This window comes from Sphingopyxis sp. CCNWLW2 (genome assembly GCF_037095755.1).
Taxonomy (GTDB): Bacteria; Pseudomonadota; Alphaproteobacteria; order Sphingomonadales; family Sphingomonadaceae; genus Sphingopyxis.
This window is the reverse complement of the sequence record NZ_JBAWKJ010000001.1, coordinates 506,088-527,542: the sequence shown is the minus strand read 5'-3', so window position 1 is coordinate 527,542 and position 21,455 is coordinate 506,088. Positions and strand designations below refer to the sequence as shown.

At 66.0% G+C, this 21,455-nt stretch carries 25 protein-coding genes; 9 read left to right on the top strand and 16 right to left on the bottom strand.

All coding sequences use genetic code 11. The features are described 5' to 3' along the window. Window positions 1-40 precede the first annotated feature (40 nt). The 5 genes from V8J55_RS02365 to V8J55_RS02345 all read right to left on the bottom strand — a co-directional run bounded on the left by V8J55_RS02365 (window position 41) and on the right by V8J55_RS02345 (window position 4,956). Window positions 41-1,141: a mechanosensitive ion channel family protein gene (locus tag V8J55_RS02365; RefSeq protein ID WP_443030809.1), complete on the bottom strand. Its 1,101-nt coding sequence runs from the start codon at window positions 1,139-1,141 to the stop codon at window positions 41-43. Window positions 1,142-1,267: 126 nt separating this feature from the next. Then, on the bottom strand, window positions 1,268-2,278 hold the full coding sequence (locus tag V8J55_RS02360; protein ID WP_336444208.1) for a DNA topoisomerase IB: 1,011 nt from the start codon (window positions 2,276-2,278) through the stop codon (window positions 1,268-1,270). Between the two features lie 56 nt (window positions 2,279-2,334). Further along, window positions 2,335-3,501 carry an acyltransferase family protein gene (locus tag V8J55_RS02355; protein ID WP_336444207.1) on the bottom strand — a complete coding sequence of 389 codons (1,167 nt, stop codon included), beginning with the start codon at window positions 3,499-3,501 and terminating at the stop codon, window positions 2,335-2,337. Continuing rightward, the gene (locus V8J55_RS02350) at window positions 3,462-4,799 is read right to left on the bottom strand and encodes a putative O-glycosylation ligase, exosortase A system-associated (RefSeq protein ID WP_336444206.1); all 1,338 of its coding nucleotides are present in this window, start codon (window positions 4,797-4,799) and stop codon (window positions 3,462-3,464) included. Before V8J55_RS02350 ends, V8J55_RS02355 begins: the two co-directional genes overlap by 40 nt. Next, window positions 4,792-4,956 (bottom strand): hypothetical protein, encoded by a 165-nt coding sequence (locus tag V8J55_RS02345; RefSeq protein ID WP_336444205.1) that lies wholly within the window; start codon window positions 4,954-4,956, stop codon window positions 4,792-4,794. Before V8J55_RS02345 ends, V8J55_RS02350 begins: the two co-directional genes overlap by 8 nt. A 66-nt stretch (window positions 4,957-5,022) precedes the next feature. Here V8J55_RS02345 and V8J55_RS02340 point away from each other — a divergent pair, with 66 nt between their 5' ends. Both V8J55_RS02340 and V8J55_RS02335 read left to right on the top strand, forming a co-directional pair. Then, window positions 5,023-6,228 carry a TIGR04063 family PEP-CTERM/XrtA system glycosyltransferase gene (locus V8J55_RS02340; RefSeq protein WP_336444204.1) on the top strand — a complete coding sequence of 402 codons (1,206 nt, stop codon included), beginning with the start codon at window positions 5,023-5,025 and terminating at the stop codon, window positions 6,226-6,228. Between the two features lie 57 nt (window positions 6,229-6,285). Beyond that, the gene (locus V8J55_RS02335) at window positions 6,286-7,104 is read left to right on the top strand and encodes a hypothetical protein (protein ID WP_336444203.1); all 819 of its coding nucleotides are present in this window, start codon (window positions 6,286-6,288) and stop codon (window positions 7,102-7,104) included. Here V8J55_RS02335 and V8J55_RS02330 read toward each other — a convergent pair. Together V8J55_RS02330 and V8J55_RS02325 are read right to left on the bottom strand one after the other, a co-directional pair. Beyond that, the gene (locus V8J55_RS02330; protein ID WP_336444202.1) at window positions 7,101-7,427 is read right to left on the bottom strand and encodes a hypothetical protein; all 327 of its coding nucleotides are present in this window, start codon (window positions 7,425-7,427) and stop codon (window positions 7,101-7,103) included. The two genes, V8J55_RS02335 and V8J55_RS02330, sit on opposite strands and share 4 nt — an antisense overlap. Next, window positions 7,424-7,687 carry a hypothetical protein gene (locus tag V8J55_RS02325; protein ID WP_336444201.1) on the bottom strand — a complete coding sequence of 88 codons (264 nt, stop codon included), beginning with the start codon at window positions 7,685-7,687 and terminating at the stop codon, window positions 7,424-7,426. The genes V8J55_RS02330 and V8J55_RS02325 overlap by 4 nt, the downstream gene beginning before the upstream one ends. A gap of 137 nt (window positions 7,688-7,824) precedes the next feature. Between V8J55_RS02325 and V8J55_RS02320 the strand changes: the two genes are divergently transcribed. Further along, window positions 7,825-8,493: a S24 family peptidase gene (locus V8J55_RS02320; RefSeq protein ID WP_037517850.1), complete on the top strand. Its 669-nt coding sequence runs from the start codon at window positions 7,825-7,827 to the stop codon at window positions 8,491-8,493. Window positions 8,494-8,499: 6 nt separating this feature from the next. Here V8J55_RS02320 and V8J55_RS02315 read toward each other — a convergent pair whose 3' ends face one another. Beyond that, window positions 8,500-8,805, bottom strand: coding sequence for a hypothetical protein (locus tag V8J55_RS02315; RefSeq protein ID WP_058537039.1), 306 nt, complete (start codon window positions 8,803-8,805; stop codon window positions 8,500-8,502). A gap of 180 nt (window positions 8,806-8,985) precedes the next feature. Here V8J55_RS02315 and V8J55_RS02310 point away from each other — a divergent pair, with 180 nt between their 5' ends. Both V8J55_RS02310 and aqpZ read left to right on the top strand, forming a co-directional pair. Beyond that, a complete protein-coding gene (locus V8J55_RS02310; RefSeq protein ID WP_336444200.1) occupies window positions 8,986-10,272 on the top strand; it encodes a methyl-accepting chemotaxis protein in 1,287 nt (428 codons plus the stop codon). 100 nt (window positions 10,273-10,372) lie between these two features. Next, window positions 10,373-11,098, top strand: coding sequence for an aquaporin Z (gene aqpZ, locus V8J55_RS02305; RefSeq protein ID WP_056372337.1), 726 nt, complete (start codon window positions 10,373-10,375; stop codon window positions 11,096-11,098). A 36-nt stretch (window positions 11,099-11,134) separates the two neighbouring features. Here aqpZ and galU read toward each other — a convergent pair whose 3' ends face one another. The 6 genes from galU to V8J55_RS02275 all read right to left on the bottom strand — a co-directional run bounded on the left by galU (window position 11,135) and on the right by V8J55_RS02275 (window position 16,069). Beyond that, complete coding sequence (gene galU, locus V8J55_RS02300) at window positions 11,135-11,998, bottom strand: UTP--glucose-1-phosphate uridylyltransferase GalU (RefSeq protein WP_336444199.1); 864 nt, start codon at window positions 11,996-11,998, stop codon at window positions 11,135-11,137. 62 nt (window positions 11,999-12,060) lie between these two features. Further along, on the bottom strand, window positions 12,061-12,561 hold the full coding sequence (locus V8J55_RS02295) for an OmpA family protein (RefSeq protein WP_336444198.1): 501 nt from the start codon (window positions 12,559-12,561) through the stop codon (window positions 12,061-12,063). Between the two features lie 19 nt (window positions 12,562-12,580). Beyond that, window positions 12,581-13,807, bottom strand: a complete 1,227-nt coding sequence (locus tag V8J55_RS02290; protein WP_336444197.1) for a diguanylate cyclase — start codon at window positions 13,805-13,807, stop codon at window positions 12,581-12,583. Beyond that, on the bottom strand, window positions 13,804-14,376 hold the full coding sequence (locus V8J55_RS02285; RefSeq protein ID WP_336444196.1) for a YfiR family protein: 573 nt from the start codon (window positions 14,374-14,376) through the stop codon (window positions 13,804-13,806). Before V8J55_RS02285 ends, V8J55_RS02290 begins: the two co-directional genes overlap by 4 nt. Before the next feature lie 106 nt (window positions 14,377-14,482). Further along, window positions 14,483-15,019: a peptide-methionine (S)-S-oxide reductase MsrA gene (msrA, locus tag V8J55_RS02280; RefSeq protein ID WP_336444195.1), complete on the bottom strand. Its 537-nt coding sequence runs from the start codon at window positions 15,017-15,019 to the stop codon at window positions 14,483-14,485. 57 nt (window positions 15,020-15,076) lie between these two features. Continuing rightward, on the bottom strand, window positions 15,077-16,069 hold the full coding sequence (locus V8J55_RS02275) for a M48 family metallopeptidase (RefSeq protein ID WP_336444194.1): 993 nt from the start codon (window positions 16,067-16,069) through the stop codon (window positions 15,077-15,079). Between the two features lie 104 nt (window positions 16,070-16,173). Between V8J55_RS02275 and V8J55_RS02270 the strand changes: the two genes are divergently transcribed. The 4 genes from V8J55_RS02270 (at window position 16,174) to rpsI (ending at window position 19,181) form a co-directional block, all read left to right on the top strand. Next, window positions 16,174-17,223: a COX15/CtaA family protein gene (locus tag V8J55_RS02270; protein WP_336444193.1), complete on the top strand. Its 1,050-nt coding sequence runs from the start codon at window positions 16,174-16,176 to the stop codon at window positions 17,221-17,223. Window positions 17,224-17,351: 128 nt separating this feature from the next. Beyond that, the gene (locus tag V8J55_RS02265; RefSeq protein WP_336444192.1) at window positions 17,352-18,035 is read left to right on the top strand and encodes a hypothetical protein; all 684 of its coding nucleotides are present in this window, start codon (window positions 17,352-17,354) and stop codon (window positions 18,033-18,035) included. Between the two features lie 169 nt (window positions 18,036-18,204). Then, window positions 18,205-18,684, top strand: coding sequence for a 50S ribosomal protein L13 (gene rplM, locus V8J55_RS02260; RefSeq protein ID WP_137891963.1), 480 nt, complete (start codon window positions 18,205-18,207; stop codon window positions 18,682-18,684). Then, the gene (rpsI, locus tag V8J55_RS02255; RefSeq protein WP_058536938.1) at window positions 18,684-19,181 is read left to right on the top strand and encodes a 30S ribosomal protein S9; all 498 of its coding nucleotides are present in this window, start codon (window positions 18,684-18,686) and stop codon (window positions 19,179-19,181) included. The genes rplM and rpsI overlap by 1 nt, the downstream gene beginning before the upstream one ends. Before the next feature lie 100 nt (window positions 19,182-19,281). Here the strand turns inward: rpsI and V8J55_RS02250 are convergent, their stop codons facing one another. Together V8J55_RS02250 and V8J55_RS02245 are read right to left on the bottom strand one after the other, a co-directional pair. Further along, window positions 19,282-20,322: a phosphotransferase family protein gene (locus tag V8J55_RS02250; RefSeq protein WP_336444191.1), complete on the bottom strand. Its 1,041-nt coding sequence runs from the start codon at window positions 20,320-20,322 to the stop codon at window positions 19,282-19,284. Further along, on the bottom strand, window positions 20,319-21,407 hold the full coding sequence (locus tag V8J55_RS02245) for a hypothetical protein (protein WP_336444190.1): 1,089 nt from the start codon (window positions 21,405-21,407) through the stop codon (window positions 20,319-20,321). The genes V8J55_RS02250 and V8J55_RS02245 overlap by 4 nt, the downstream gene beginning before the upstream one ends. Window positions 21,408-21,455 lie beyond the last annotated feature (48 nt).

The following is a 21,455-nucleotide window of genomic DNA, read 5'->3' as shown; positions in this document are numbered from 1 at the left end:
TTGCACAAGAGCCAAGCCCCGCAGCCGCGGCGCCGTAGCGTCAGCCGGGCTTCGCTGCCTTTGCCGCCGCCGCCTTTGGCTTTGGAGACTCGGAATAGGGCATGATCATGGTCCCGTCGGGCGCCGCGGTAAAGGTCGTCTGCGTCGGATAGGCGAACTCGTAGCCGCTCTTGGCCATCGCGTCGAAAACGCGGATGGCGATATCGGTGCGCGCCGCGGCGACGACATCATAATCATCGCTGAAGACATCGAAGATCAGTTCGAAATCGAGGCTCGACGGGCCGAAGGTCAAAAAGCTCGAGCGGATGAATTCCTGGCCGCCGGCAACGACCTGCTCCTCGAGCAACGCCGGCAGGTCGCGGAGCATAGCGGGGGTCGTCTGATAGATGACACCGATCTTGAACGTGATCCGGCGGCGGTGGAGATGCGCGAAGTTGGTGATCTCCTTGCTCAGCAAATTGGTGTTCGAGATCACGAGCAACTCGCCGTTGAGCGAACGGAGGCGCGTGCTTTTCAGCCCGATGCGTTCGACCGTCGCGGTGCTCATGTCATATTTGATCGTCTCGCCGACGCGGAACGGGCGGTCGAAGATGATCGAGAGCGAAGCGAAGAGGTCGGAGAAGATGCCCTGCGCGGCAAGGCCGATCGCGATGCCGCCGATGCCGAGGCCGGCGATGAGGCCGGTGACGTTCACGCCCATATTGTCGAGGATGACGATCGCCGCGATCGCGAACAAGGCGATACTGATCAGCAGGCGGATAATGCCCATCGCGTTGCTGAGCGTTTCGTTATTGCCCTCGGCGGCGCGGCGCTGGATCAGCCCGAGCACGATCTCGCGCGCCCAGATCGCGACCTGCAGCACCACCGCGACGGTAAAGACGAACTGGACCATATGCATGATCACGGCGGGCGGCTGCGCATAGCTCGCGACCATGCGGATCGCGATGATCGCGAGCACGGACGACTTGGTCTTGTGGATCACGCGCCCGGCGATGTGGGTCAGCGAGAGGTCGCCTTCGGCCGACTGCGCGTGCTTGAGCGCGAAGCGGCGGGCCATCGACAGCAGGAAATAGATGAGCAGGCCGACGCCGATCGCGATGCCGATCTGCAGCCAGTGACTTTCCACCCACGCGAGGCTCATGTCCCAATAGCGCTGCAGGTCGGCGAGCGGATCGGTCGCGGCCGCCTTTGCGGGCGCAGCTTTCGGGGCGGCGGTGGTCGCGGCGGCAAGGATGGAGAAATTCACGTCGGGTCCTCTTGAATGGGATCAGGCGGATTGGAGCAGCACCGCGGCCGCGGGCGCCTGCTCCAGATAGGTCAAAAATCCGCGTTCGTAACGCGAAAGATAACGCGTCGCACGCGGCAGGTTGCCGACCGCCGCGGCAAAGTCTTCGCGCGCCTGCGCCGCGGCGAGCATTGCCGGGTGGACATAGGCCTTGCGCGCAATCGCGGGGGTGTTGCCGAGGCGGTCCGCGACATGTTCGAGCATCGCCTTCAAGGTCGGTGGTTCGGGCGCGTCGTAGAGGAAGGCGAAGGCCTCGACGCTCGCCGACCAGGTGCGGAAATGCTTGGCGCTGAATTCATCGCCCATCGCTTCGCGGATATAAGCGTTCACATCGTCGGACGCGACGGCGCAGAGGGCACCCTCATCCTCATATTGAAAGAGATTCTGGCCGGGCAGGTCTTGGAGCCGGCGCACCAGCGTGGTGAGGCTGCGGTCGCTGATTGTCACCTCGCGTTTCGCACCGCCCTTGGCGATATATTTGAGGCGGAGCGTCTTGCCCGAGAGTTTGGCGTGGCGCTGGCGAAGCGTCGTCGCGCCGAAGCTCTTGTTCGCCGCGACATATTGTTCGTTCCCGACACGCAGCGCGGCGAGGTCGAGCAGGCGCACGACCGCCGCGACGACGCGTTCGGGGCCGAGCGTCCGGCGGTTCAGGTCATCGACGAGGCGCGCGCGCAGCAGCGGGAGCGCATGGCCGAAGGCGGCGCAGCGGTCATATTTGTCGGCCTCGCGCGCCATCCGGAAATCAGGATGATAGCGATATTGCTTGCGCCCACGCGCATCATAGCCGGTCGCGAGGATATGGCCGTTTGACGCGGGGCAGAACCACGCATCCTCATAGGCGGGGGGCAGCGCGATCGCGTTGAGGCGGTCGATCTCATCGCGGTCGCGGATGATCTTTCCCCTGGCGTCGCGATAACGCCAGCCGACGCCCGAGCGGGTGCGGCTGATGCCGGGCAGGCTGTCGTCGACATGGACAAGGCGCGGGGCGGACATGGGTCCATAGCGCCTCGTCGCGGTCGATGGTTCCCCCGCGATGCGGCGCCGGCGGGTCAGGTCTCGCTACGGCCTGCGGCGAAGATGGTGCGCGGGGTGGCGAGCAGGCGATCGCCGGCGCGCTGGGCGATCCGCCGCCCCGGCACCTCGAGCGCGATATGGAGACAATGCGACACGGCCAGCGTCAACAGGATGAAGGCCAGGATCTTGGCCGGATGGACCAGCGCCGGGTCGTCGACGAAGAAAAGCTTGAAGAGGATCCACAGGAAGAAATGCGACAGATAAACGGCATAGCTGATGTCCCCCAGCCATTGCGCGATCCGGCCCGACAAGAGTGGCCGCGGCGCCGTCGAGGCCTGCAGCGCAAGGATGACCACTGCGGCCATGATCAGCGGCACGGCCGCCGGCTGGGACCCCGCCACTCCGAAGAGGAGCGCCGCGGCGCCAATGAGGCCGAGTGCGGTGCCATAGATGATCGCCGTGCCGCGGGGCGCTTCGCGCTGCGCCGTCCACCATTGGCAAAGAAGGATGCCGATGCCGAATTCGACGAGGCAGCGCAGCAGCCCGGTCGCGGGAATATCGTCGCCGATGCTCGCGCGGCCGGTTGCCGCGAACCACCATCCGAGACCGGCCGCCATTGCGATGACCAGCAAAGGGAAGCTCCACGCGCCGCTCGGCAGCCGCGTCAGCCAGCCGCCAGCGATCGCCAGCAGCAGATAGGCCGCCCATTCGGTCGAGATCGACCAGGCCGGATCATTCCATGTCAGCCCGTTGCCGAACCCCCAATTCTGGACCAGCAGATAGTGCGCCGGCAGTTCGGCAAAGCTGTAATGCGCTCCGGGGTCGCGCCCGCTGACGAGCAGCGCCACCGCGAACAGCAGCATCGCCGACAGGACCGCGAGGTGGAGCGGGAAGATGCGGGCGAACCGGCGGACGATGAAGCCCGGCGCGGCGCGAATTCCCTGATCGCGGAACTCGGCGCCATAGGTCCACCACAGCACGAACCCCGACAGCACGAAGAAGAGGTCGACCGCGAGATAGCCCTCGGCCAGCACCGCAATCACCCGCTCGGGCAGGAAGCCCCCCATCGCGCCGCGGATATGGTAGAGCAGCACCATCAGTGCCGCGAAGCCGCGGAGCCCGGTGAGGGTCGGCAGCATCTGCCGCGGGATGGCGGCGGCGCTCACGCGGCCACCATCGAGTGCGGGGTCAATGGTCGCCACCCCGCTTCCCTCTCACGCCGGCGGCAATAGGTCGTCAGCCCGATCTCGAGCGCCAGCATCATGTATATGAAGGGCTGGAAGGCGATGGCGACGAACAGCGACCCGACCAGATAGACGATGTGGCCATGCTGCAGCGCGGTCGCCAGGGGCGCGATCCATTGCTCTTCGCCGCGCCGCGTTTTCAGGTAGCGCCGCCGGATTCGCTCCATCTGCACCAGCCCCGCAAAATGGAGGAGCAGCCACATGGCGGTTCCGGGATAGCCTTGCTCGCCCAGCATCTCGAAATAGCTGGAGTGATAGGCGCGCGATTCTTCCTCATACACACTCGCCGTCTCGTCGGGGCGGCTCGCTTCCTTTTCGACGCGGACGCGATTTTGAAGAAAGGCGTTGAAGCCGCCGCCCATCGGATTGTCCTTCGCATAGTCCCAGGTCCACGCCCACACCGCGACGCGCGTCGAGGCCGACTGGTCCGACTTGTAGCCGCGGATCGTTTCCATGCGGTCGGTGTAGCTTTGCGGCAGGAACGGGATAGCGGCGGCCGCGAGCAGCCCGGCGCCGGCGATGTAGAGAAGGCGGTGCTTGACCGCGCGCAGCGACAGCAGCGCGAGCACGAACAGGCAAATCAGCCCGGTGCGCGCCTGGGTGCCGACAGGCAGCAAGGCACAGGCGAAGACCAGCGCGAAGCAGAAGGCCGACACCATCCAGTCGGGCGGAAAGATCGTCCCGTGACGGCGATACCACAGGATCAGCGGGATGATCGATATGGCGACGCACGACATGGTGCTGCCCTCGTAAAGCCCGTAATTTTCGCTCAGCAGCAACCGAAGCGTGCCATAACCCCCGCCACCCGCGGCGGTCTTGATGCCGCCCGCGATCGCGATCGCCGCCGCCGAGAGCAGCAGCATCAGCGCCAGCGCCTCGATCCGCAGCTTCGTTCGCAGTGTCAGCGGAAGGAAGATCGCCCAGATTAGCGCCTTCCACACCCAGCTCCACTTGTCCGCCGCCTCGACTGGAAAATCGGCGTAGATGGTCGTCATCCAGCAATAGATGAGCAGCATCACGAGCAAGGTCTGCCGTCCCGACCAGCGGGTATCCTTCTTGTCGTCGGCCACGAGCCAGCCGGCGATCGCGAGCCCGAAGACGATCAGCGAAACCGGGATCGAGTTGATCAGGAAATAGCTGAGGCGCTGCGGCGCGACGATGTCGATATAACAAAAGCACAGCACGAACAGGAACGACTTCCTGAAGCCGATCCCGATGAAGGCAAAGAGGAAAGCGACGAACGCGAGGTCACGCATCGGGGCGGGCATCCGCTTCGGCGCGTTCGGCATCGCGGCGTTGCTGCCATAGCAGGCGCGGGCTGATCTCGCGATCGAGGTCGTCGCGATGGAGCAGGCGCCAGAGCGCGATCGCCATCAGGACGTGCGTCAAGCCAAGGGAAAAATTGTCGACCATATAAGGCGTTGCCTAGGCTATTGGGGTTGACGCCGCGTTAAGCCTTGTCTGTCAAAGCCCTGCACGATGACCCGAATTTTGCACGTCCTCGATCATAGCCTGCCCGCGCACAGCGGCTACACCTTTCGCACGCGCGCGCTGATGAAGGCGCAGGTCGCAAAGGGGTGGGAGGTCGCGGGGGTGACGGGTGTGCGGCATCCCGAGCCGGGTCCGGATGGCGAGACCGTCGACGGGCTGATTTTCTATCGCACCCCGCCGATCGCGCCCGCGCGCGCGCCGATCCGCGAATGGCGCGAGATCGGGGCGCTGGCGAAGCGCGTCGAGGCGCTGGCGAGGGATTGGAAGCCCGATGTGCTGCATGCGCATTCGCCGGTGCTCGACGGGCTCGCCGCGCTGCGCGTCGGCAAAAAGCTCGGCATCCCGGTCATCTATGAAATTCGCGCCTTTTGGGAGGATGCGTCGGTCGGCAATGGCACTGGGCGTGAGGGCAGTTTGCGTTACTGGCTGACGAGGCAGCTCGAAACGCATGCGGTGAAATCGGCCGATGCGGTCGCGGTGATCTGCGAAGGATTGCGCGGCGATCTGATCGCGCGAGGGATCGACGCGGACAAAATCACCGTGTCGCCGAACGGCGTCGACCTCGAACTGTTCGGCGATCCGACCCCGCGCGACGATGCGCTTGCCGATACGCTCGGCCTTGCCGTCGACGACGCGGTGATTGGCTATATCGGCAGCTTTTACGACTATGAGGGGATCGACGATCTGATCGCGGCGATGCCCGCACTGGTCGCCGCGCAGCCCAAGGCGCGTCTGCTTCTTGTCGGTGGCGGCCCGATGGAGGCGGCGTTGAAAGCACAGGCGGCGGCATCGCCTGCCGCGACGCATATCCATTTTGTCGGCCGTGTCCCGCATCAGGAGGTCGAGCGTTATTATTCGCTGATCGATATCCTCGCCTATCCGCGCAAGAAAATGCGGCTGACCGATCTCGTCACGCCGCTGAAACCGCTCGAGGCGATGGCGCAGGGCAAGCTCGTCGCGGCGTCCGATGTCGGCGGGCACCGCGAGCTGATCGAGGATGGCGCCACGGGCACCCTGTTCGCGCCCGACGACCCCGCCGCGATTGCCGATGCGCTCGCCAAGTTGCTGGAAAATCGCGAGATGTGGCCCGAGCGACGGCGGACAGCACGTATTTTTGTGGAAAGCCATCGTAACTGGTCATCAAACATTTTACGTTACGAGCCGGTTTACCAGCGATTGCTGCGCGGCGCCTGAGCGCTGCGATTCTAAGTGACGACAAATGGCCCGCCGGGCCGATGGATTTGAAACGATATGGAAGAAACCAGCGAGAATCGGACCAAGGCGACGGCGACCGCGCTGCTGCGCGCGCTCCAGCCCGCGATTCCGGCGGTGATCGGCGCCGCAGCGCTGACCTTCCTGTTCGCCGCGGTCATGCCCTTTTCGTGGGTCGCGGGGATCAGCTGGAACCTCTATCTCGACCGCCTCTCCGACCTTTTCGTGCAGCCGATCGGCAATGGCGGACGGATGGCGCTCGCGTTCGGCATGTCGGCGTTCGCCGCATTGATCGCGGGCCTCGTCGCGTTGCTGATTGCCAAGCCCGAAGCGGCGGGGCTGTCTTCGCTGCGCGATCGTTTTCGCCGCGTCCGTTACGAAGAGAGCGATGACGAACCGGTACTGACGCGCCGCCGCGTCGACCTGCACCCCGACGATCCGCCGCGCCCGCCGATCCGCGCGGGACGCGATCTGCCCGCGGGCGGGCTCGACGGCAGTGCTATTGTCGAACCTACTGCGCCCGACCTGTGGTTGGGTGAAGCCGAAGCTGACGAAGTCGATGAACTCGTGCTCGCCGATCTGGCCCCCGAAGAGGAATTCGACGGCGACGCGCCCTGGCTGCAACCCGCCGAGATGACTTCGCCGCCGCCGATGCCCGATCCCGCCGACAAATCGCTCGACGCAATGGTCGCGCGGTTCGAAGCGGGGCTGGCGCGCCGCCGGCAAGCCGCCCCCGTTTCGACCACCGCGATCCCGGTGCCCGAAGCTGTGTCGCCCGAAGGCGAACCCGAAGTCGACTTCGCGCTCGAAGCCGCGCTCAGCACCTTGCAGCGGATGACGCGCCAGTCGGTCGGCTAGTCCTCGACCGTCAATATTTCGATCCGCAGCGTCTGCGGCTCGGTCCCGCATTCCACCACGACATCGGCGACGATATGTCCGGGGAGCGTCCATTCGGTCGCGTTCAGTCGCTCGTGCAGCGCGCTGCGGACCGCCTCGCTATCTCCGGCCGCGAGCACACAGGGAAACAGGTGGCGCGCGCCGACAAAGCTCGCGCTCGCCCAGGGACGAAAGGTCGACGCGCCCGGCGCCAGCCCCTGCGGCAATTCGCGGACGAGCAGATGGCGGAGCCGCCGATGCGGGCAACCGGTACGCGGCGGCAAGGCGGGCGACCAGCGCATCATGCCCGTGCTCCCTGCTCGACGCGGCGGAAGGCGCGGGTTCGCCGGTCGCCTTGCGGTGCGACCTGGCCCGCGCGCCGCTCGGCGCGCCATTTGTTCATAAAATGCTCCACGCGGCATATCATGTCGAGCCCCGGTTCGCGTCCCCCGCGCAAATCGGCGACGAGGCGCGGGTCGTGCGCGGCGGCGCGGCCGAATACGCTCGGCGGCATCGCCGATTCCCTCAGGAATGCCTCGATCCGTTGCAGCAGGCTGCGCTCCATATTTTCCTCCCTGATCGCGCTGAAACCGGGCGACTCACCCGATAGGATATTTCCTATTTGATGCTCATTTTCCTACTTGTCTAGGAAAAATCCGTTTGCTAGAGACGAAATAGGAAGGACCAGCCCCCAGCGACCCTATGGCCGATTTCGATCAGGATCCGCGCACCGCGCTCGACCGCCTCCTGGCTGAAAGGGGGATCGACTATGCGCGCATCTCGCAGGTGATCGGACGCAACCCCGCCTATATCCAGCAATATATCAAGCGCGGTTCGCCGCGGCGGCTGGCCGAGCAGGATCGCGCGCGGATCGCCGCCTATCTCGGCGTGTCCGAAGCGATGCTGGGCGGGCCGGTGCAGCGCGTTGCGACCCCGGCGCGGGTGCGCGGGCCCGGAATGATATTGGTGCCGAAACTTGCGATCGGCGCATCGGCAGGCGCGGGCGCCAGCGTCGATGGCGAAGCGGTCGAGGGCGAGGTCGCGTTCGACCCCAAATGGTTGCGAGATCTGGGTGCCGATCCGCGCGCGCTCAGCATCATTCGCGTCGAGGGCGATTCGATGGCGCCGACGCTCGACGATGGCGACGATATATTGGTCGACGGCGGCGACGCCGCAGCGCGGCTGCGCGACGGCATTTACGTGCTGCGTATGGACGACGTGCTGATGGTGAAGCGCGTCGCGCGCGCGCCGGGGCAGGGGCGGATTTCGGTGATCAGCGACAATCCGCACTATCGCAGCTGGGACGATCTGCCGATGGCATCGGTGCAACTGGTCGGCCGCGTCGTGTGGACGGGCCGGCGGGTGCGGTAAATCCGCTTAACGCGGCGCCGCCATCAAGGCTTCGATTTCATGTTCCAGAACTTCGGCGCGCTGGCATTGGTCGGCCTTGCCGTCGCGGCACTTTTCGGCCGCCTTGTCGCGCTGGCGCGACAGCTTGCCCATCTGCTCCTCGCGCTTGCGCATTTCACGGCCGCGGTTGCGATCCGATTCGTCCTGGCTGGTCGTCGACCAGTCGGCGACCTGACCGACGGCTTTCACCGGCGCGGTGACGACCGTCTTGACCGCGCTGAAACAGCCGGCGAGCAGGGGCGCGGCCATGACCGCCAGGATTAAAACGCGCATTTTCTTCTCCTCGCCGATGACGCCCCATCGCATAACCGCCGCGATCTGAACAGGATATTGCGACGGATCGGCGCTGCGCGCGGCCGGTGTGTCACATCACTGAAATAAATGGTTAAATTGCTGTTTACCAAGCGGCTCTAGGTCGGAGCGCGAACAAGGTCGCAGACTGAAGAGAGAGTGATGAACGCCATGGGATATGCCTTTACGCCATCGACGGGCCACGCGTCCGCGATCGGCGCCGACGCGCATATGTCGCAGGTCATCGACCTGTTTCGCGGCAATCCGCAGCTCCGCGCGCTCGCGGTGGTCGATGGCGACGACCGGCCGGTGGGCATCATTCGCGAACAGCGGGTGCGCGAATTGCTCTTTTGTCCCTTCTGGTTTTCGCTGATGCAGAATCCGACGATCGGCGGCTCGATCGCCTCGATGATCGAACCTTGCCCGACCGCCGATGTCGCACGATCGACGACCGATTTGCTGCGCATCGTGGCGCAGTCACCGGGGCAGCAGGAACTGATCCTCGTCCGCGCGGGGCGGTTCGTCGAAACGCTCGACAGCGGCCAGCTCGCCAAGCTCGCGATGCTGCGCGAAGTCGAATTGGCAGAGGAGCGTGCGGCGCGCACGACGCACATCGACGATGCCGGGCGGCGGTTCCAGCAGGACATCACCGCGCTTACGGGGGCGCTGTCCGAAATGGCGCGCAAGGTCGAGGCGGTCGCCGGCACATTGTCCGAACGCGCGCAGCAAACGGGCCGCGATGCGGTCACCGTCGCGGGCGCGACGGCGCAGACGCTTGCCGGGCTGCAGGACCTCGGCGATCGCGGCCACGCACTCGCCGCGACGATGGCGAAGATCGTCGACGACGGATCGCGCGCCCGCACCGTTCGCGGCGACGCGCATCGCAAGATCAAGCAGGCCAGCGAGCGATCTGTCGCATTGAAGGCGGCGAGTCAGTCGATCGAGCAGATGCTCGCATTGATCATCGACATGGCGAGCCGTACCAACATGCTCGCGCTCAACGCGGGGATCGAGGCCGCGCGCGCCGGCGATGCCGGCCGCGGCTTTGCCGTGGTCGCGTCGGAGGTGAAGACGCTGGCCAGCCAGACGCGCTCCGCGGCGGGCGACATCACCCAATATGTCGACCGGATCCGCGATATCGTCGAACAGGTCGCGGCCGGATTTGAAGAGGTCGAGAAGGCGATTGACGCCAACAACGGTTTTTCCGACGCGATCGACCGCGCGGTCGACGGGCAGAGCGCGACGACGTTGACGATCGCGAGCTATGTCGAACAGGCGGTCTTCGCTGGCCGCGAAATCGACGCGCGTGTCCGCGAGATCGGGCATGGCGCGACCGCCGTCGGCGATGGTGCGCAGGCGCTGGGCAAATTGTCCGCCGGGCTGACCGAAGCGGCGCTGTCGCTCCATCAACGTGCGCGCCACTTCGTCGAAGCGGTCGCGGCCGCCTGATTCGTCTCGATTCGACAAGGGCTTGCCCGTTCGCGCAGCGCTGATAGGATGCGGTTCGCGCCGGGGGCGTCAGAGGCCGTCGGCGGGGAGGAGGGTCATCATGACGAATATCCAAAAGGGACTAGCCGAATTTATCGGCACGTTCTGGCTTGTCTTCGGCGGTTGCGGCAGTGCGGTCCTGGCCGCGGCATTTCCCGACGTCGGGATCGGACTGCTCGGCGTCTCGCTTGCTTTCGGTCTGACGGTTGTCACCATGGCCTATGCGATCGGCCATATTTCGGGCTGTCACCTCAATCCCGCAGTCACCGTGGGGCTGTGGGCGGGCGGGCGTTTCGACGCGCGCGATATTCCGCTCTATGTCATCGCGCAGGTCCTCGGCGCGATCGTCGCCGCGTTCCTGCTCTTTTACGTCGCCAGCGGTAATCCGGCCTATGATCTCGCCACGAACGGCCTTGCGGCCAATGGCTTCGATGCGGGCTCGCCGGGGCATTATGACATATGGTCGGGCTTCATCATCGAGATCGTCCTGACCGCTTTCTTCCTGTGGATCATCATGGGAGCGACCGACGGCCGCGCGCCCGCGGGCTTCGCGCCGATCGCGATCGGCCTTGCGTTGACCTTGATCCACCTCATCTCGATCCCGGTGACCAACACCTCGGTCAACCCGGCGCGCAGCACCGGTCCCGCGCTGGTGGTCGGCGGCATCGCGCTGCAGCAATTGTGGCTGTTCTGGATCGCGCCGCTGATCGGCGGGGCGATTGGCGGCCTGCTCTACAAGACGCTCGGGGCCGACAGCTTCCCGAAACCGAATATCGAAGGCGAATAACCGCCGGGCCGGCGGGGGCGAAAGCCTCCGCCGTTCCTATTTCAGCAGGTCGACCGCAAAGGCGCGCACTTCGTCGGCGATGTCGGGGCGCCCCAGCGCAACCGCCAGATTGGCCTGGATATAGCCGGCCTTCGATCCGCAGTCATAGCGCGCACCGTCGAAGGTGACGGCGTGGAAGGGCTGGTTGCCGATCATCGTCGCCATCGCGTCGGTCAGCTGGATTTCGCCGCCGGCACCCTTTTCCTGGCGTTCGAGCACGCGCATCACTTCGGGCTGCAGGATATAGCGGCCCGAAATGATCAGGTTCGACGGCGCTTCGGCCACCGGCGGCTTTTCGACCAGGCCGGTCACTTCGGTCAGCGCCCCGTCGCGCGCGCCGGGCGCGATGACACCATAGGAGGACACTTGTTCGTGCGGCACTTCGAGCACCGAGATCAGGTTTCCGCCGACCTTTTGATACGCATCGACCATCTGTTTCATGCAGCCGGGCGACCCGTGCATGAATTCGTCGGGGAGGAAGATCGCGAAGGGTTCGTCGCCGACGATATCGCGGGCGCACCAGATCGCGTGCCCCAGGCCCAGCGGCTCCTGTTGCCGGACATAGGCGCAGGCGCCGGGCCCGAGCCGCGTCGGTTCGAGCACCGTCAGGTCCTTGCCGCGTTCGGACATCGTCTTTTCGAGTTCGAAGGCGACGTCGAAATGATCCTCGATCGCGCTTTTGCCGCGGCCGGTGACGAAGATCATCTGCTCGATCCCCGCCTCGCGCGCCTCGTCGACCGCATATTGGATCAGCGGCCGGTCGACGACGGGCAGCATTTCCTTGGGGATCGCCTTGGTCGCGGGGAGGAAGCGGGTGCCGAGGCCGGCAACGGGGAAGACGGCTTTGCGGATCGGTTTCATATGCCAGGGCTTAACCGCGAACTTTGCTTAAGAAAAGAGTCCGGGGAGCGCCGATCGCCGCGTCACTGCGGCGTGACGATCACGACCACGCGCCGGTTGTCCTGCCGCCCCTCCGCTGTCGTGTTGCTCGACAGGGGCAGCGTCTCGCCGCGGCCGACGACCTGGTCCGCGGTAAAGCGCATGCCGCCCGCCTGCATCGGCGCCGCGACGGCCTCCGCGCGCGCCTGCGACAGCGTCAGATTATAGGCCGGGGCGCCGGTCGAATCGGTATGACCTTCGATCCGCGCGGTCGCGATGCCCACCGAAACGAGCTTCGCGGCGATATCGCTGATCCGCTGTTGCTGGTCGGGCGACACGCTGCTTTCGTTCGACGCGAAAAGCAGCCGTTCGGGCATGCTCAGCATCCACCCGGGACCGTTCTCAACGAAGCCTTGCGACTGGAGAACGGCGATTTGTTCGGGGGTGAAGCCGGTCGTCGGCGGTACGCTTTGGCACGCCGCGAGCAATGCGGCGAAGCCGATGAGGAAAAAGGTCCGGATCGATCGGGGGAAATCAAGGGTCACGGCATCACTCCGCTGGTTGTCATCGGGAACGGTTGGTCAGTTTGTCGGCATACATGGCGGCGTCGGCCGCGGTGAGCAGCGCGGTGGCGTTGGTGCCATCGTCGGGGAAGACCGCGACGCCGACGCTGACCGCCGCGCGGTAGGTTGCGCCGCCCGGCAGCGCGATGGGTTGCGACACGCAGGCGCGGATCTGGTTCGCCAGATCGCCGGGGGCGGCGTCGGTGCCCAGCGGGTCGACGATGACGATAAATTCGTCCCCGCCGATCCGCGCGGCGAAATCGCCTTTGCGAAGCGTTTCCTTGATGCAGGCCGACAGCGCGACGAGCACGGTGTCGCCCGCGGCATGGCCGAAATTGTCATTCGCCGCCTTGAAATTGTCGGCGTCGATGAACAGCAGGGCAAAGCGGTCGCCGCGACCCTCGGCTGTCCGGATGCGCTCCGCCAGCTGCTCGTCGAAGGCGGCGCGGTTCGGCATCGCGGTCAGCGTATCGTGTGACGCACGGTGCGCGAGCATCGCGCGCTCGGTTTCCATATGCCCCTGCCAGCCCTGCAGTTCGTCGAGCAGCGCATTGATATCGCCGCCCAGCCGGTCGAGCTCGGCAATGCCGAGCGGCTTGACCCGTTTGTCGAACCGGCGGTGCAGGCGCACGTCATGCGCGACGGTTGCAATCTCGTTCAATGGCTTGACCAGCTCATATTCGAAACGCCGCGCGAGAAAGATGGTGCCGAACGCCGTGATGAGCAGGCAGCCGAAGCCGGCGAGCAGGCCGAGGCGGACATAATCGACCAATGTCGAACTGTCGCCCCACACCTCGATCGTGCCGATCGCCGATCCGTTGCGCTGGACGGCGACAGCAAAGGGGCGAGGGAAGAAGATGCGTGTCAGGATCGGCGCCGGGTCGGCGCTGGGCGAGGTCCATTCGGTGACCGGGCGGCCGACGTCGTTGAGTACGCGCAAGCGCGCGATACCGGGAATGCGCGTCAAGGGCTCCAGCCCTTCGCGGACCGCCTGCGGATCGTTGAACACCAGCGCGGGTTCGACGCCATAGGCGCCGAGCTGCGCCGCGAGTTCCATATTGCGATCGGCATAGCCGCGCAGCGCGGTGACCCCGGCGAGCAGGATGGTCAGGCCCGAAAGCGCGACCGCGAACAGCGTGATGCCGAAATGAAAGCGCGACAGCAGTTTTTGCAGCGTCGTGCGTGCGCCGATGCGTTCGACCGGGGGCGTGGGGGTCTGTCCGGTCATGCCGCGCCGCCTTTGCCGCCACCGATGCGCAGCACGCGCGGATCGATGCGCAGCGGGCCGCGCCCGATCGCGTCGATATTGACCGAAAAGCTGATGCTCGCCGCCTTGTTACTGAGGCAGAACATCGCGCCATAGATGCAGGCGGCGTCATCGTCGGTGATGGTCAGGACCGGGCGCCCGCGCACCCAGGCGATGAGTTGCCGGCGATCGGCGACGGGCATCCGGCCGAGGAACAGGATGTCGCATTCGGGGGTGACGGTGGCGGTGGTCGCCCGGCGGACCGCTACCGAACCGGGGCCCGGAACATCGGGGGCCATGCGATCGGTCAGCCGCGGCGTGCCGACGATGCACATCGTCCGGGCGGCGGCGGCCGAGCCATCGGGCCAGCTTGCATAGCTGACGATGCCGCCGACCATCCGGTTGACGGCGCGGGCCATCCCGCCCGAGCCGTCTTCGACAACGGTCTGTCCTGCGGCTTGAACCGACATCTGCGGCGTCGTCACCAACGCGCCGATCAGAAACAGTGATGCCAGCACCTGGCCGCGCCCCCAACTGCGTTTCAGGGGCATCCTGCCCCAGCGAAGGCGCGTCCGCTAGACAAAACAATTGGAAAGTCAATGAAAAGTGACGTCATGCGGCCATATTGCAACAGCCGCCGCGTCGATTCACGCTCGTCTATTCGGCGCGCAAACGATCACTGAATCCCTTGCGAAGTTTAGCCAGCTTCGGCGGGATGACCGCCATGCAATAGGGATTGCGCTGGCCTTCGCCGTCCCAATAGGACTGGTGGTAATCCTCGGCCGGATACCATTGGGACGCACTCTCGATCGTGGTGACGATGGGTGCGGGCCAATCGGCGGCGGCACGGGTGATTCCGGCGCGCGCGGCGTCGCCCTGCGCCGCATCGAGCGGGAAGAGGGCGCTGCGATACTGGGTGCCGATGTCGTTGCCCTGGCGATTGAGCGTCGTCGGATCGTGCGTCGCAAAATGGACGTCGAGCAGGTCGTCGTAGGAAATGACGGCGGGGTCGAATGTAATGCGGATTGCTTCGGCATGGCCGGTGTCGCCGCCGCAAACCTGCTTATAGGTCGGATTCTCGATGGTCCCGCCGATATAGCCGCTCTCGACGCCCTCGACTCCGCTGAGCGACTGGAACACGGCTTCGGTGCACCAGAAGCAGCCCCCGGCGAAAATGGCAGTCTCACGGGTCATGGGTGTCGATCCTTTTCGGGAAGAGGTGATTGTTCCCGAAATAGGATGCGCGCGCGCCTATTCCAAGGGCGGTGGGGCGTCGATCAGCGGCGGGCGCAGCGGCTGGCCCGCCTTGCGCAGCGAAGCGATCGCCGATGCTTCGGCTTCGAGCGCCGCGACGCGGTCGCGCCAGTTCGGGTGGGTGCTGGCCTGGAACATCGGCCGCCCCTTTCGCTGACCGAAGCGCGACCAGAAACGCGCTGCCGCGGCGGGATCATAGCCCGCGCCGGCGAGCAGCCACACCGACAGCCGATCGGCTTCGACCTCGGTCTGTTTGAACAGGCGGGCGTTGCGGCCGAATTGCTTGCCGAGCCCGCGATCGACCCCCGCCGCATCGAGTCGCGCGCGGTGGCGCAATATATTATGCGCCAGCTCGTGCGCGATCGCGGCCGCGAGCTCCTCGTCATCGGCGGCGAAATCGGCAAGCCCCTGATTGACGAGGACCATCCGTCCGTCGGCGACGGCGGCGGGCCTTTCATTGGCCTCGACGCGAAAGTCGCTGACACATCCGGGCACGGGGGTCAGTGGAACGGTCCGCCCGTCGGTAACGCCCAGCCAAATCGCGGCGTTGGTCGGCAGGGCGGCCAGCCTTTGTTCGAGCGCGGTGATGCGTGCGAAGGGATGGTCGCCGATGCCATTCGCGACCGGCGCCATATCGACCCAGGCGACACCGTCGCCCACATGCAAACCTGCCCGAGCAGCGGGAGAGCCCGGCGCGACCGCCGCGACAAAGGCTGCATCCCGTTCGACCGCCCGATAAGCTGCAAGCGCCGCAGGCCGCTGCGCCTTGTCATAGAGGCGCGGGTCGCCCCATATCCACCCGAACTGCGGCTGGCGCAGCGGGCACCAGGCGGCGTTGGCGGTTGTCAGCCGAAAGCCGATGGCGGCGACGCGCGCCTCGGTCGACGCCAATGCGGCATAGGGCGATGGTTCGGCGGGCGCCGCCGCCAGCACGGGCGCTGCCATCGACGCCAGCAGGGCGGCAAGGATCATCGGGGCGCGGTGCGGCATCGGCTCCCCCTATCAAGTCGCACCTGTCGGGGCCATGAATTTCCCCCTTATGTCCGGACCCCGACCTCTTGCCTATCGCCCGGCAAGCGCCGATAGGGCGGGCCATGACGCACGCCTCTGTCTTGCCGGCGCCTGCCGCCCGCCAACCCCGCCCCGCGGCGCTCGCGCGCTGGCTCTGGGCGGTCGCACTGCTGGTGATCATCGTGGTCGGGGTCGGCGGTATCACCCGCCTCACCGAATCGGGGCTTTCGATCACTGAATGGCGCCCCGTTTCGGGCGTGCTGCCGCCGCTGAGCGAGGCGGGATGGATCGCGGAATTCGAGAAGTACAAGCAGATCCCCGAATATAAGGAGATCAACCTCGGCATGACGCTGGCGGGGTTCAAGGCGATCTTTTTCTGGGAGTGGCTGCACCGTATCCTCGGCCGCCTTGTCGGCATGGCGCTGGTCGTGCCCTTGATCTGGTACGCTTGGCGACGCGCGATCCCGGCGGGATATGGCTGGCGCTTGCTCGCGCTTGCCGCGCTCGTTGGATTGCAGGGCGCGATCGGCTGGTGGATGGTCGCCTCGGGCCTCGAATATCGCGTCGACGTCAGCCATTTTCGCCTCGCGACGCATTTGCTGACCGCGCTGTTCCTGCTCGCAGGGCTGGTGTGGACGGCGCGCGACCTGGACAGGCTGGCGCGCGATCCCGCCGCGCGGCCGGCGCGCCTGACCGGACCCGCGATCGGCATCATCGCGATCCTCTTCGTCCAGCTGCTGCTCGGCGCATGGGTTGCGGGGCTCAACGCCGGTTCTGTCGCGAGCACATGGCCGCTGATGAACGATCATTTCGTGCCCGAGGGTATCGACTGGGCGGGCGGTGCCTGGATCGCGCTGACCAACGATCCCTTCCTGATCCATTTCCTCCATCGCTGGTGGTCGTGGGCCGCGGCGCTCGCGCTGCTCCTCCTCGCGCGCAGCTTGTCGCGGCGCGGCGCGCCTATCGAGGCGCGGCTGCTCGTCGCCGTGGTTGCGGCGCAGATGCTGCTCGGCATCTGGACCGTCGTATCGGGCGTTTCGATGTGGGTTGCCGTGTGGCATCAGGTGACCGGCGCGATCCTCGTCGCCATCGCCGCGGCGGGGCTCCACCGGCTGGGCCGCCGCGCGGCATGATTTCGGTCGGCGGTCTCGGCGGCGCATTCTTGCTACTGGCGGCCCAATCCCTTCCGTCCCCCGTGCCGGGCGATGTTCCGGCCGCGGCGGCCGCGCATTTCCAGTTCGCTCCCCCGGTGGGCCGGCCGATGACCTATCGCGTGACGACGCGCCGGATCGGCCGCGAAGGGGCGCTGGTCAATTTCTCGCTCACCTATGCGCTGCAATGGCAGCGCGTCGGGCGCGGTTACCGGCTCGAGGCGGTGCTGCAGCGGATCGATTCGGATGCCCGCCCCGAAGTGACCCGTGCGCTGTCGTTGATGCTCGAGCCGCTGGTCGGCGAAACGATGGCCTATCTTGTCGCGCCCGACGGCAGCCGGATCGGTCTTGTCGACCCGGACGCGTTGTGGGAGCGGGTGACGGCGCGGATTGAGGCCGTGGGGGCCAAGGCGGGACGCCCCGAAGCCCGGCAGCTCGCGCAGTTGATCGCCGCCTTGCCCGCAGCCGAACGCGACCGCTTGGCGACCGCCGATATCCGGGCACTCGTTGCGCCCGCAAATGGCGCCATTCCGCTCGCGGCGCAGGCGGACGGCACGAGCGTGTCGATCGTGCGCGACGGCGCGTTGCAGACGGTCGCCAAGGTCGAGCGCGATACCGCACCCGTCGGCGGCGCCGCCAAGCCGCTGGAAATCGACAATCTATGGACCGTCGACACCGCCACGGGGCTGGTGATGCGCGAGCAACGGCAGAGCTGGATCGTCGACGCCGAGGGCGACGGACGGACCCTCGTCGAAGAGCGGGTCCGCGCGCTGGCGATCGCCCCGCAAAGCTGAAGGTATCATAATACCTGTCAGCAAAGCCGCGATCTGCTTGACTTTCCGCCCCGCTTTCGCCATTGGCCCGCTCCGAAGCGCCGCTGCGTCCCGTCGGGATCAGGCGGCGCGGTTTGTTTCGGGCGGCGCGTGTCGCTCGTCCTAGTCCATCTCTGTCAAGGAGCGTGCCATGAAGGCGCTGACCAAGACGACTGTATCGGCGAACGCTGCCACGGTCGAAAAGAAATGGGTGCTGATCGACGCCGAGGGTCTCGTTGTGGGCCGCGTTGCATCGATCATCGCCAACATCCTGCGCGGCAAGCACAAGCCGTCGTTCACCCCGCACGTCGATTGCGGTGACAATGTCATCGTCATCAACGCCGAGAAGGTGGCGTTCACCGGCAAGAAGCTGGCCGACAAGCGCTACTACAAGCACACCGGCTATGCCGGCGGCATCAAGGAAACGAGCCCCGCGAAGATCCTCGAAGGCCGTTTCCCCGAGCGCGTGCTCGAAAAGGCCGTCGAACGCATGATCCCGCGTGGCCCGCTTGGCCGCCAGCAGATGCGCAACCTGCGCATCTTCGCCGGCACCGAACATCCGCATGAAGGGCAGAGCCCCGAAGTGATCGACGTCGCGTCGATGAACCGCAAGAACAAGGTGGGTGCATAATGGCTGACGAACAGACCATGACCGATCTCAAGGATCTCGCCGGCGCCGTCGAAGGCACCGTTGCTGCTCCGGTCTCGACCACGCCGCTGCGCGAAAAGATCGTCGACAAGCAGGGCCGCGCCTATGCGACCGGCCGCCGCAAGGACGCCGTCGCCCGCGTGTGGGTCAAGCCCGGTACGGGCAAGATCACCGTCAACGGCCGCGACCAGGAAGTTTATTTCGCACGTCCGACGCTGCGTCTCGTCATCAACCAGCCCTTCGGTCTGACCGAGCGCGTTGGCCAATATGACGTGATCGCAACCGTCAAGGGCGGCGGCCTCTCGGGCCAGGCGGGCGCCGTTCTGCACGGCATCGCCCAGGCGCTGACCCGCTTCGAACCCGCGCTGCGCGGCGTTGTGAAGTCGGCCGGCTTCCTGACCCGCGACAGCCGCGCCGTCGAGCGTAAGAAGTACGGCAAGGCCAAGGCCCGCCGCAGCTTCCAGTTCTCGAAGCGCTAATCAGTTTCTTTCGTCGACGGACGGAGAAAGGAAGGGCGGTCCGGCAACGGGCCGCCCTTTTCCGTTGGGAAACGGGCGATCCGACGCCGCACCGGCTCGGTTAGAGCAGGTCGAGGCTTCCGAGCGCCAACGCCTGTCGCGCCGGCCGTTCGGCCATCACCGCGAACATCTCGTCGCCGCGTTCGGTGCGTTCGACGCTCATCGATGCGAAGACCGCCATGAAATAGCCGCTCAAGGCCCCGACGCGGTAATCGGTCCACAGCGCTTCGGCATCGGGCGCAACGCCCGCGGCGGTCAGCGCCGCGATCCAATGGTCGAAGGCGGGCCGGTCGGCCGCCGCGCGCTCGTCCGGGTCGGCGATGCTGGTGCCGACCAGATAGGCGAGGTCGGCGGCGCCGCTGCCGCGCCCCAGCGTCTGCCAGTCGACGATCCAGCAGGTTTTGCCGTCGGGGGCGAAGAGGATATTGTCGACGCGCAGGTCGCCATGGACGATCGTCCGGACCGAAGGCTCGCGCGCCAGATAGGCGTCGAGTTTCGTAACGAGCCCGGCGCCGAGGTCGAGCACCTCGGGCGCGAGCCTTGCCGCATAACGCTCACGAAAACCGGCATAGAGCTGGGGGAACAGCGTGCGGATCAGCCCGGCATTGTCGCGTGCAAGCGAGGGCATCTGCGCGAGCCGGGCGTCGTTCCACAGATAGGCGTGAAGCTTTGCCGCCGCTTCGATGCAAGGGATCAGCCCGGAAAGGCCGAGGCCGGCAAGCTGGTCGCCCGCGCGTGCCGGCGCGAGATCCGACAGGATCAGGACAAAATCGACGTCATCGTCGGCGATATCGCAATGGTGGCAGATCGGCGCGGGAACGCCGCTGGCGGCGGCAAGCTCGCGATACCAGCTGATTTCCTTGACATAGGTGCCGGTAAGCTTGGCAATATTGCGGCTCGCCTCGTCATGGCTGGGGCATTTGGCGATCACCGTCGCGGGGGCATCGACGCCGTCCTCCCAGTCGAGCGTCAGGCGATAGCTGTCGCACATCTGTCCGGTGCCGACCTTGGCCGCGACGAAACCCTTCAACCTTTCCGGATGCCCGAGCACCGCACCAAGCCACGCCGGCGTCATCGCCTCGGGCGACGTCGGAAAATTCACGGCGCGGGGTCCATCAGGCCGGTGAGGCCCGTCGGGGCGTGCGGCCCGACGAACAATTGTTCGAGCACGCCAATGCCGCTCTCGCGGCGGTCGCCGTCGGCGAGGTCGGCGCGGACGAGTGCCTGCACATGCATCGCGAGCGGATTGCCCCATTGCCGCTCGGCTTCGGACAGGCTGTCGTGCGCGACCTCGAGGTCGCCATGGTCGAACCCGTGACCCCAGACGGGATGCGTATAACCGAGCCCGCTCATCGCGAAGGTCGGCCCGTTCGGGCAGAGCGTCAGCCGGGTGCTGCCATGAAAATCGGCGGTCAACTTTTTCAGGCGCCGCGTGCCCGGCTGCCACTCGGCCGCAAATACGGGATCGGCATAATGGCGCTCGCCGCCATTGCCGTCGACCAGCACCGCGCGGCGGTTCCACGGGCTCCCTTCGCCGTCGTCGTTGCTGTGAAAGAAGAGCGAGCGATCCTCAAAATTGCACGGCGTCCACAACCAGAAGAATTGGTGGAAATTGCCCTGCGGCGGCGGCTGCGGCTCGGCCGCGCCGACGGGGCGGATACCCCAGCTGCGGTCGCGCGTTCCGGCCCAACCGGCGCCGACATTGACACGCGCACCGTCGACCGAGAGCCATCCCGACCAATGGCCGTTCTGGGTCATGCGCGTATAGTCCATGAACAGGCGCGTGCCATTGCGACGCGTAAAGCGGGGCTCCTCGATCGGAAAATGCCGCGCGATGAAACGCAGCTCGGCGGCGAGCGGGCCATCGTTAGGCGCGATACGCAGCGTCAGCGTTTCGAGCGGTGCGTCGATGCTGATCGCGATCGGGCCCACCGACAGGTCGAGCCTTTCGCCGCCCGAGCGGCGGCTCGCGCGCAGATTATGCTGCACCCCATCGACCAGCACGCAGAAAGCAGCGTCGACGATGCCGAGCTGCGGATAGAAGCCCATCGCCGCGGCGAAGAAGACTGAGCAGTCGGACGAATAGCCGTTGAAGAAATAGCGATCATAGAAATTGCGGTCGGTGCCCGCGAAGGCAATCGGCTCGGCGCTCTGGTGCAGCGGGAAATCATCGCCTTTGGTCAGCATCGTCTCTCATCCCATTTTGCGTTTTTTCTTGCAACGTAACGGGATAAG

Excerpts from the sequence above, each read along its gene's own strand:
- V8J55_RS02365 (WP_443030809.1), bottom strand. The coding sequence starts at position 1,141 with ATGAGCCTCGCGTGGGTGGAAAGTCACTGGCTGCAGATCGGCATCGCG.
- V8J55_RS02360 (WP_336444208.1), bottom strand. The coding sequence starts at position 2,278 with ATGTCCGCCCCGCGCCTTGTCCATGTCGACGACAGCCTGCCCGGCATC.
- V8J55_RS02350 (WP_336444206.1), bottom strand. The coding sequence starts at position 4,799 with ATGCGTGACCTCGCGTTCGTCGCTTTCCTCTTTGCCTTCATCGGGATC.
- V8J55_RS02345 (WP_336444205.1), bottom strand. The coding sequence starts at position 4,956 with ATGGTCGACAATTTTTCCCTTGGCTTGACGCACGTCCTGATGGCGATC.
- V8J55_RS02340 (WP_336444204.1), top strand. The coding sequence starts at position 5,023 with ATGACCCGAATTTTGCACGTCCTCGATCATAGCCTGCCCGCGCACAGC.
- V8J55_RS02335 (WP_336444203.1), top strand. The coding sequence starts at position 6,286 with ATGGAAGAAACCAGCGAGAATCGGACCAAGGCGACGGCGACCGCGCTG.
- V8J55_RS02330 (WP_336444202.1), bottom strand. The coding sequence starts at position 7,427 with ATGATGCGCTGGTCGCCCGCCTTGCCGCCGCGTACCGGTTGCCCGCAT.
- V8J55_RS02325 (WP_336444201.1), bottom strand. The coding sequence starts at position 7,687 with ATGGAGCGCAGCCTGCTGCAACGGATCGAGGCATTCCTGAGGGAATCG.
- V8J55_RS02320 (WP_037517850.1), top strand. The coding sequence starts at position 7,825 with ATGGCCGATTTCGATCAGGATCCGCGCACCGCGCTCGACCGCCTCCTG.
- V8J55_RS02315 (WP_058537039.1), bottom strand. The coding sequence starts at position 8,805 with ATGCGCGTTTTAATCCTGGCGGTCATGGCCGCGCCCCTGCTCGCCGGC.
- V8J55_RS02310 (WP_336444200.1), top strand. The coding sequence starts at position 8,986 with ATGAACGCCATGGGATATGCCTTTACGCCATCGACGGGCCACGCGTCC.
- aqpZ (WP_056372337.1), top strand. The coding sequence starts at position 10,373 with ATGACGAATATCCAAAAGGGACTAGCCGAATTTATCGGCACGTTCTGG.
- galU (WP_336444199.1), bottom strand. The coding sequence starts at position 11,998 with ATGAAACCGATCCGCAAAGCCGTCTTCCCCGTTGCCGGCCTCGGCACC.
- V8J55_RS02290 (WP_336444197.1), bottom strand. The coding sequence starts at position 13,807 with ATGACCGGACAGACCCCCACGCCCCCGGTCGAACGCATCGGCGCACGC.
- V8J55_RS02285 (WP_336444196.1), bottom strand. The coding sequence starts at position 14,376 with ATGCCCCTGAAACGCAGTTGGGGGCGCGGCCAGGTGCTGGCATCACTG.
- msrA (WP_336444195.1), bottom strand. The coding sequence starts at position 15,019 with ATGACCCGTGAGACTGCCATTTTCGCCGGGGGCTGCTTCTGGTGCACC.
- V8J55_RS02275 (WP_336444194.1), bottom strand. The coding sequence starts at position 16,069 with ATGCCGCACCGCGCCCCGATGATCCTTGCCGCCCTGCTGGCGTCGATG.
- V8J55_RS02270 (WP_336444193.1), top strand. The coding sequence starts at position 16,174 with ATGACGCACGCCTCTGTCTTGCCGGCGCCTGCCGCCCGCCAACCCCGC.
- V8J55_RS02265 (WP_336444192.1), top strand. The coding sequence starts at position 17,352 with ATGACCTATCGCGTGACGACGCGCCGGATCGGCCGCGAAGGGGCGCTG.
- rplM (WP_137891963.1), top strand. The coding sequence starts at position 18,205 with ATGAAGGCGCTGACCAAGACGACTGTATCGGCGAACGCTGCCACGGTC.
- rpsI (WP_058536938.1), top strand. The coding sequence starts at position 18,684 with ATGGCTGACGAACAGACCATGACCGATCTCAAGGATCTCGCCGGCGCC.
- V8J55_RS02245 (WP_336444190.1), bottom strand. The coding sequence starts at position 21,407 with ATGCTGACCAAAGGCGATGATTTCCCGCTGCACCAGAGCGCCGAGCCG.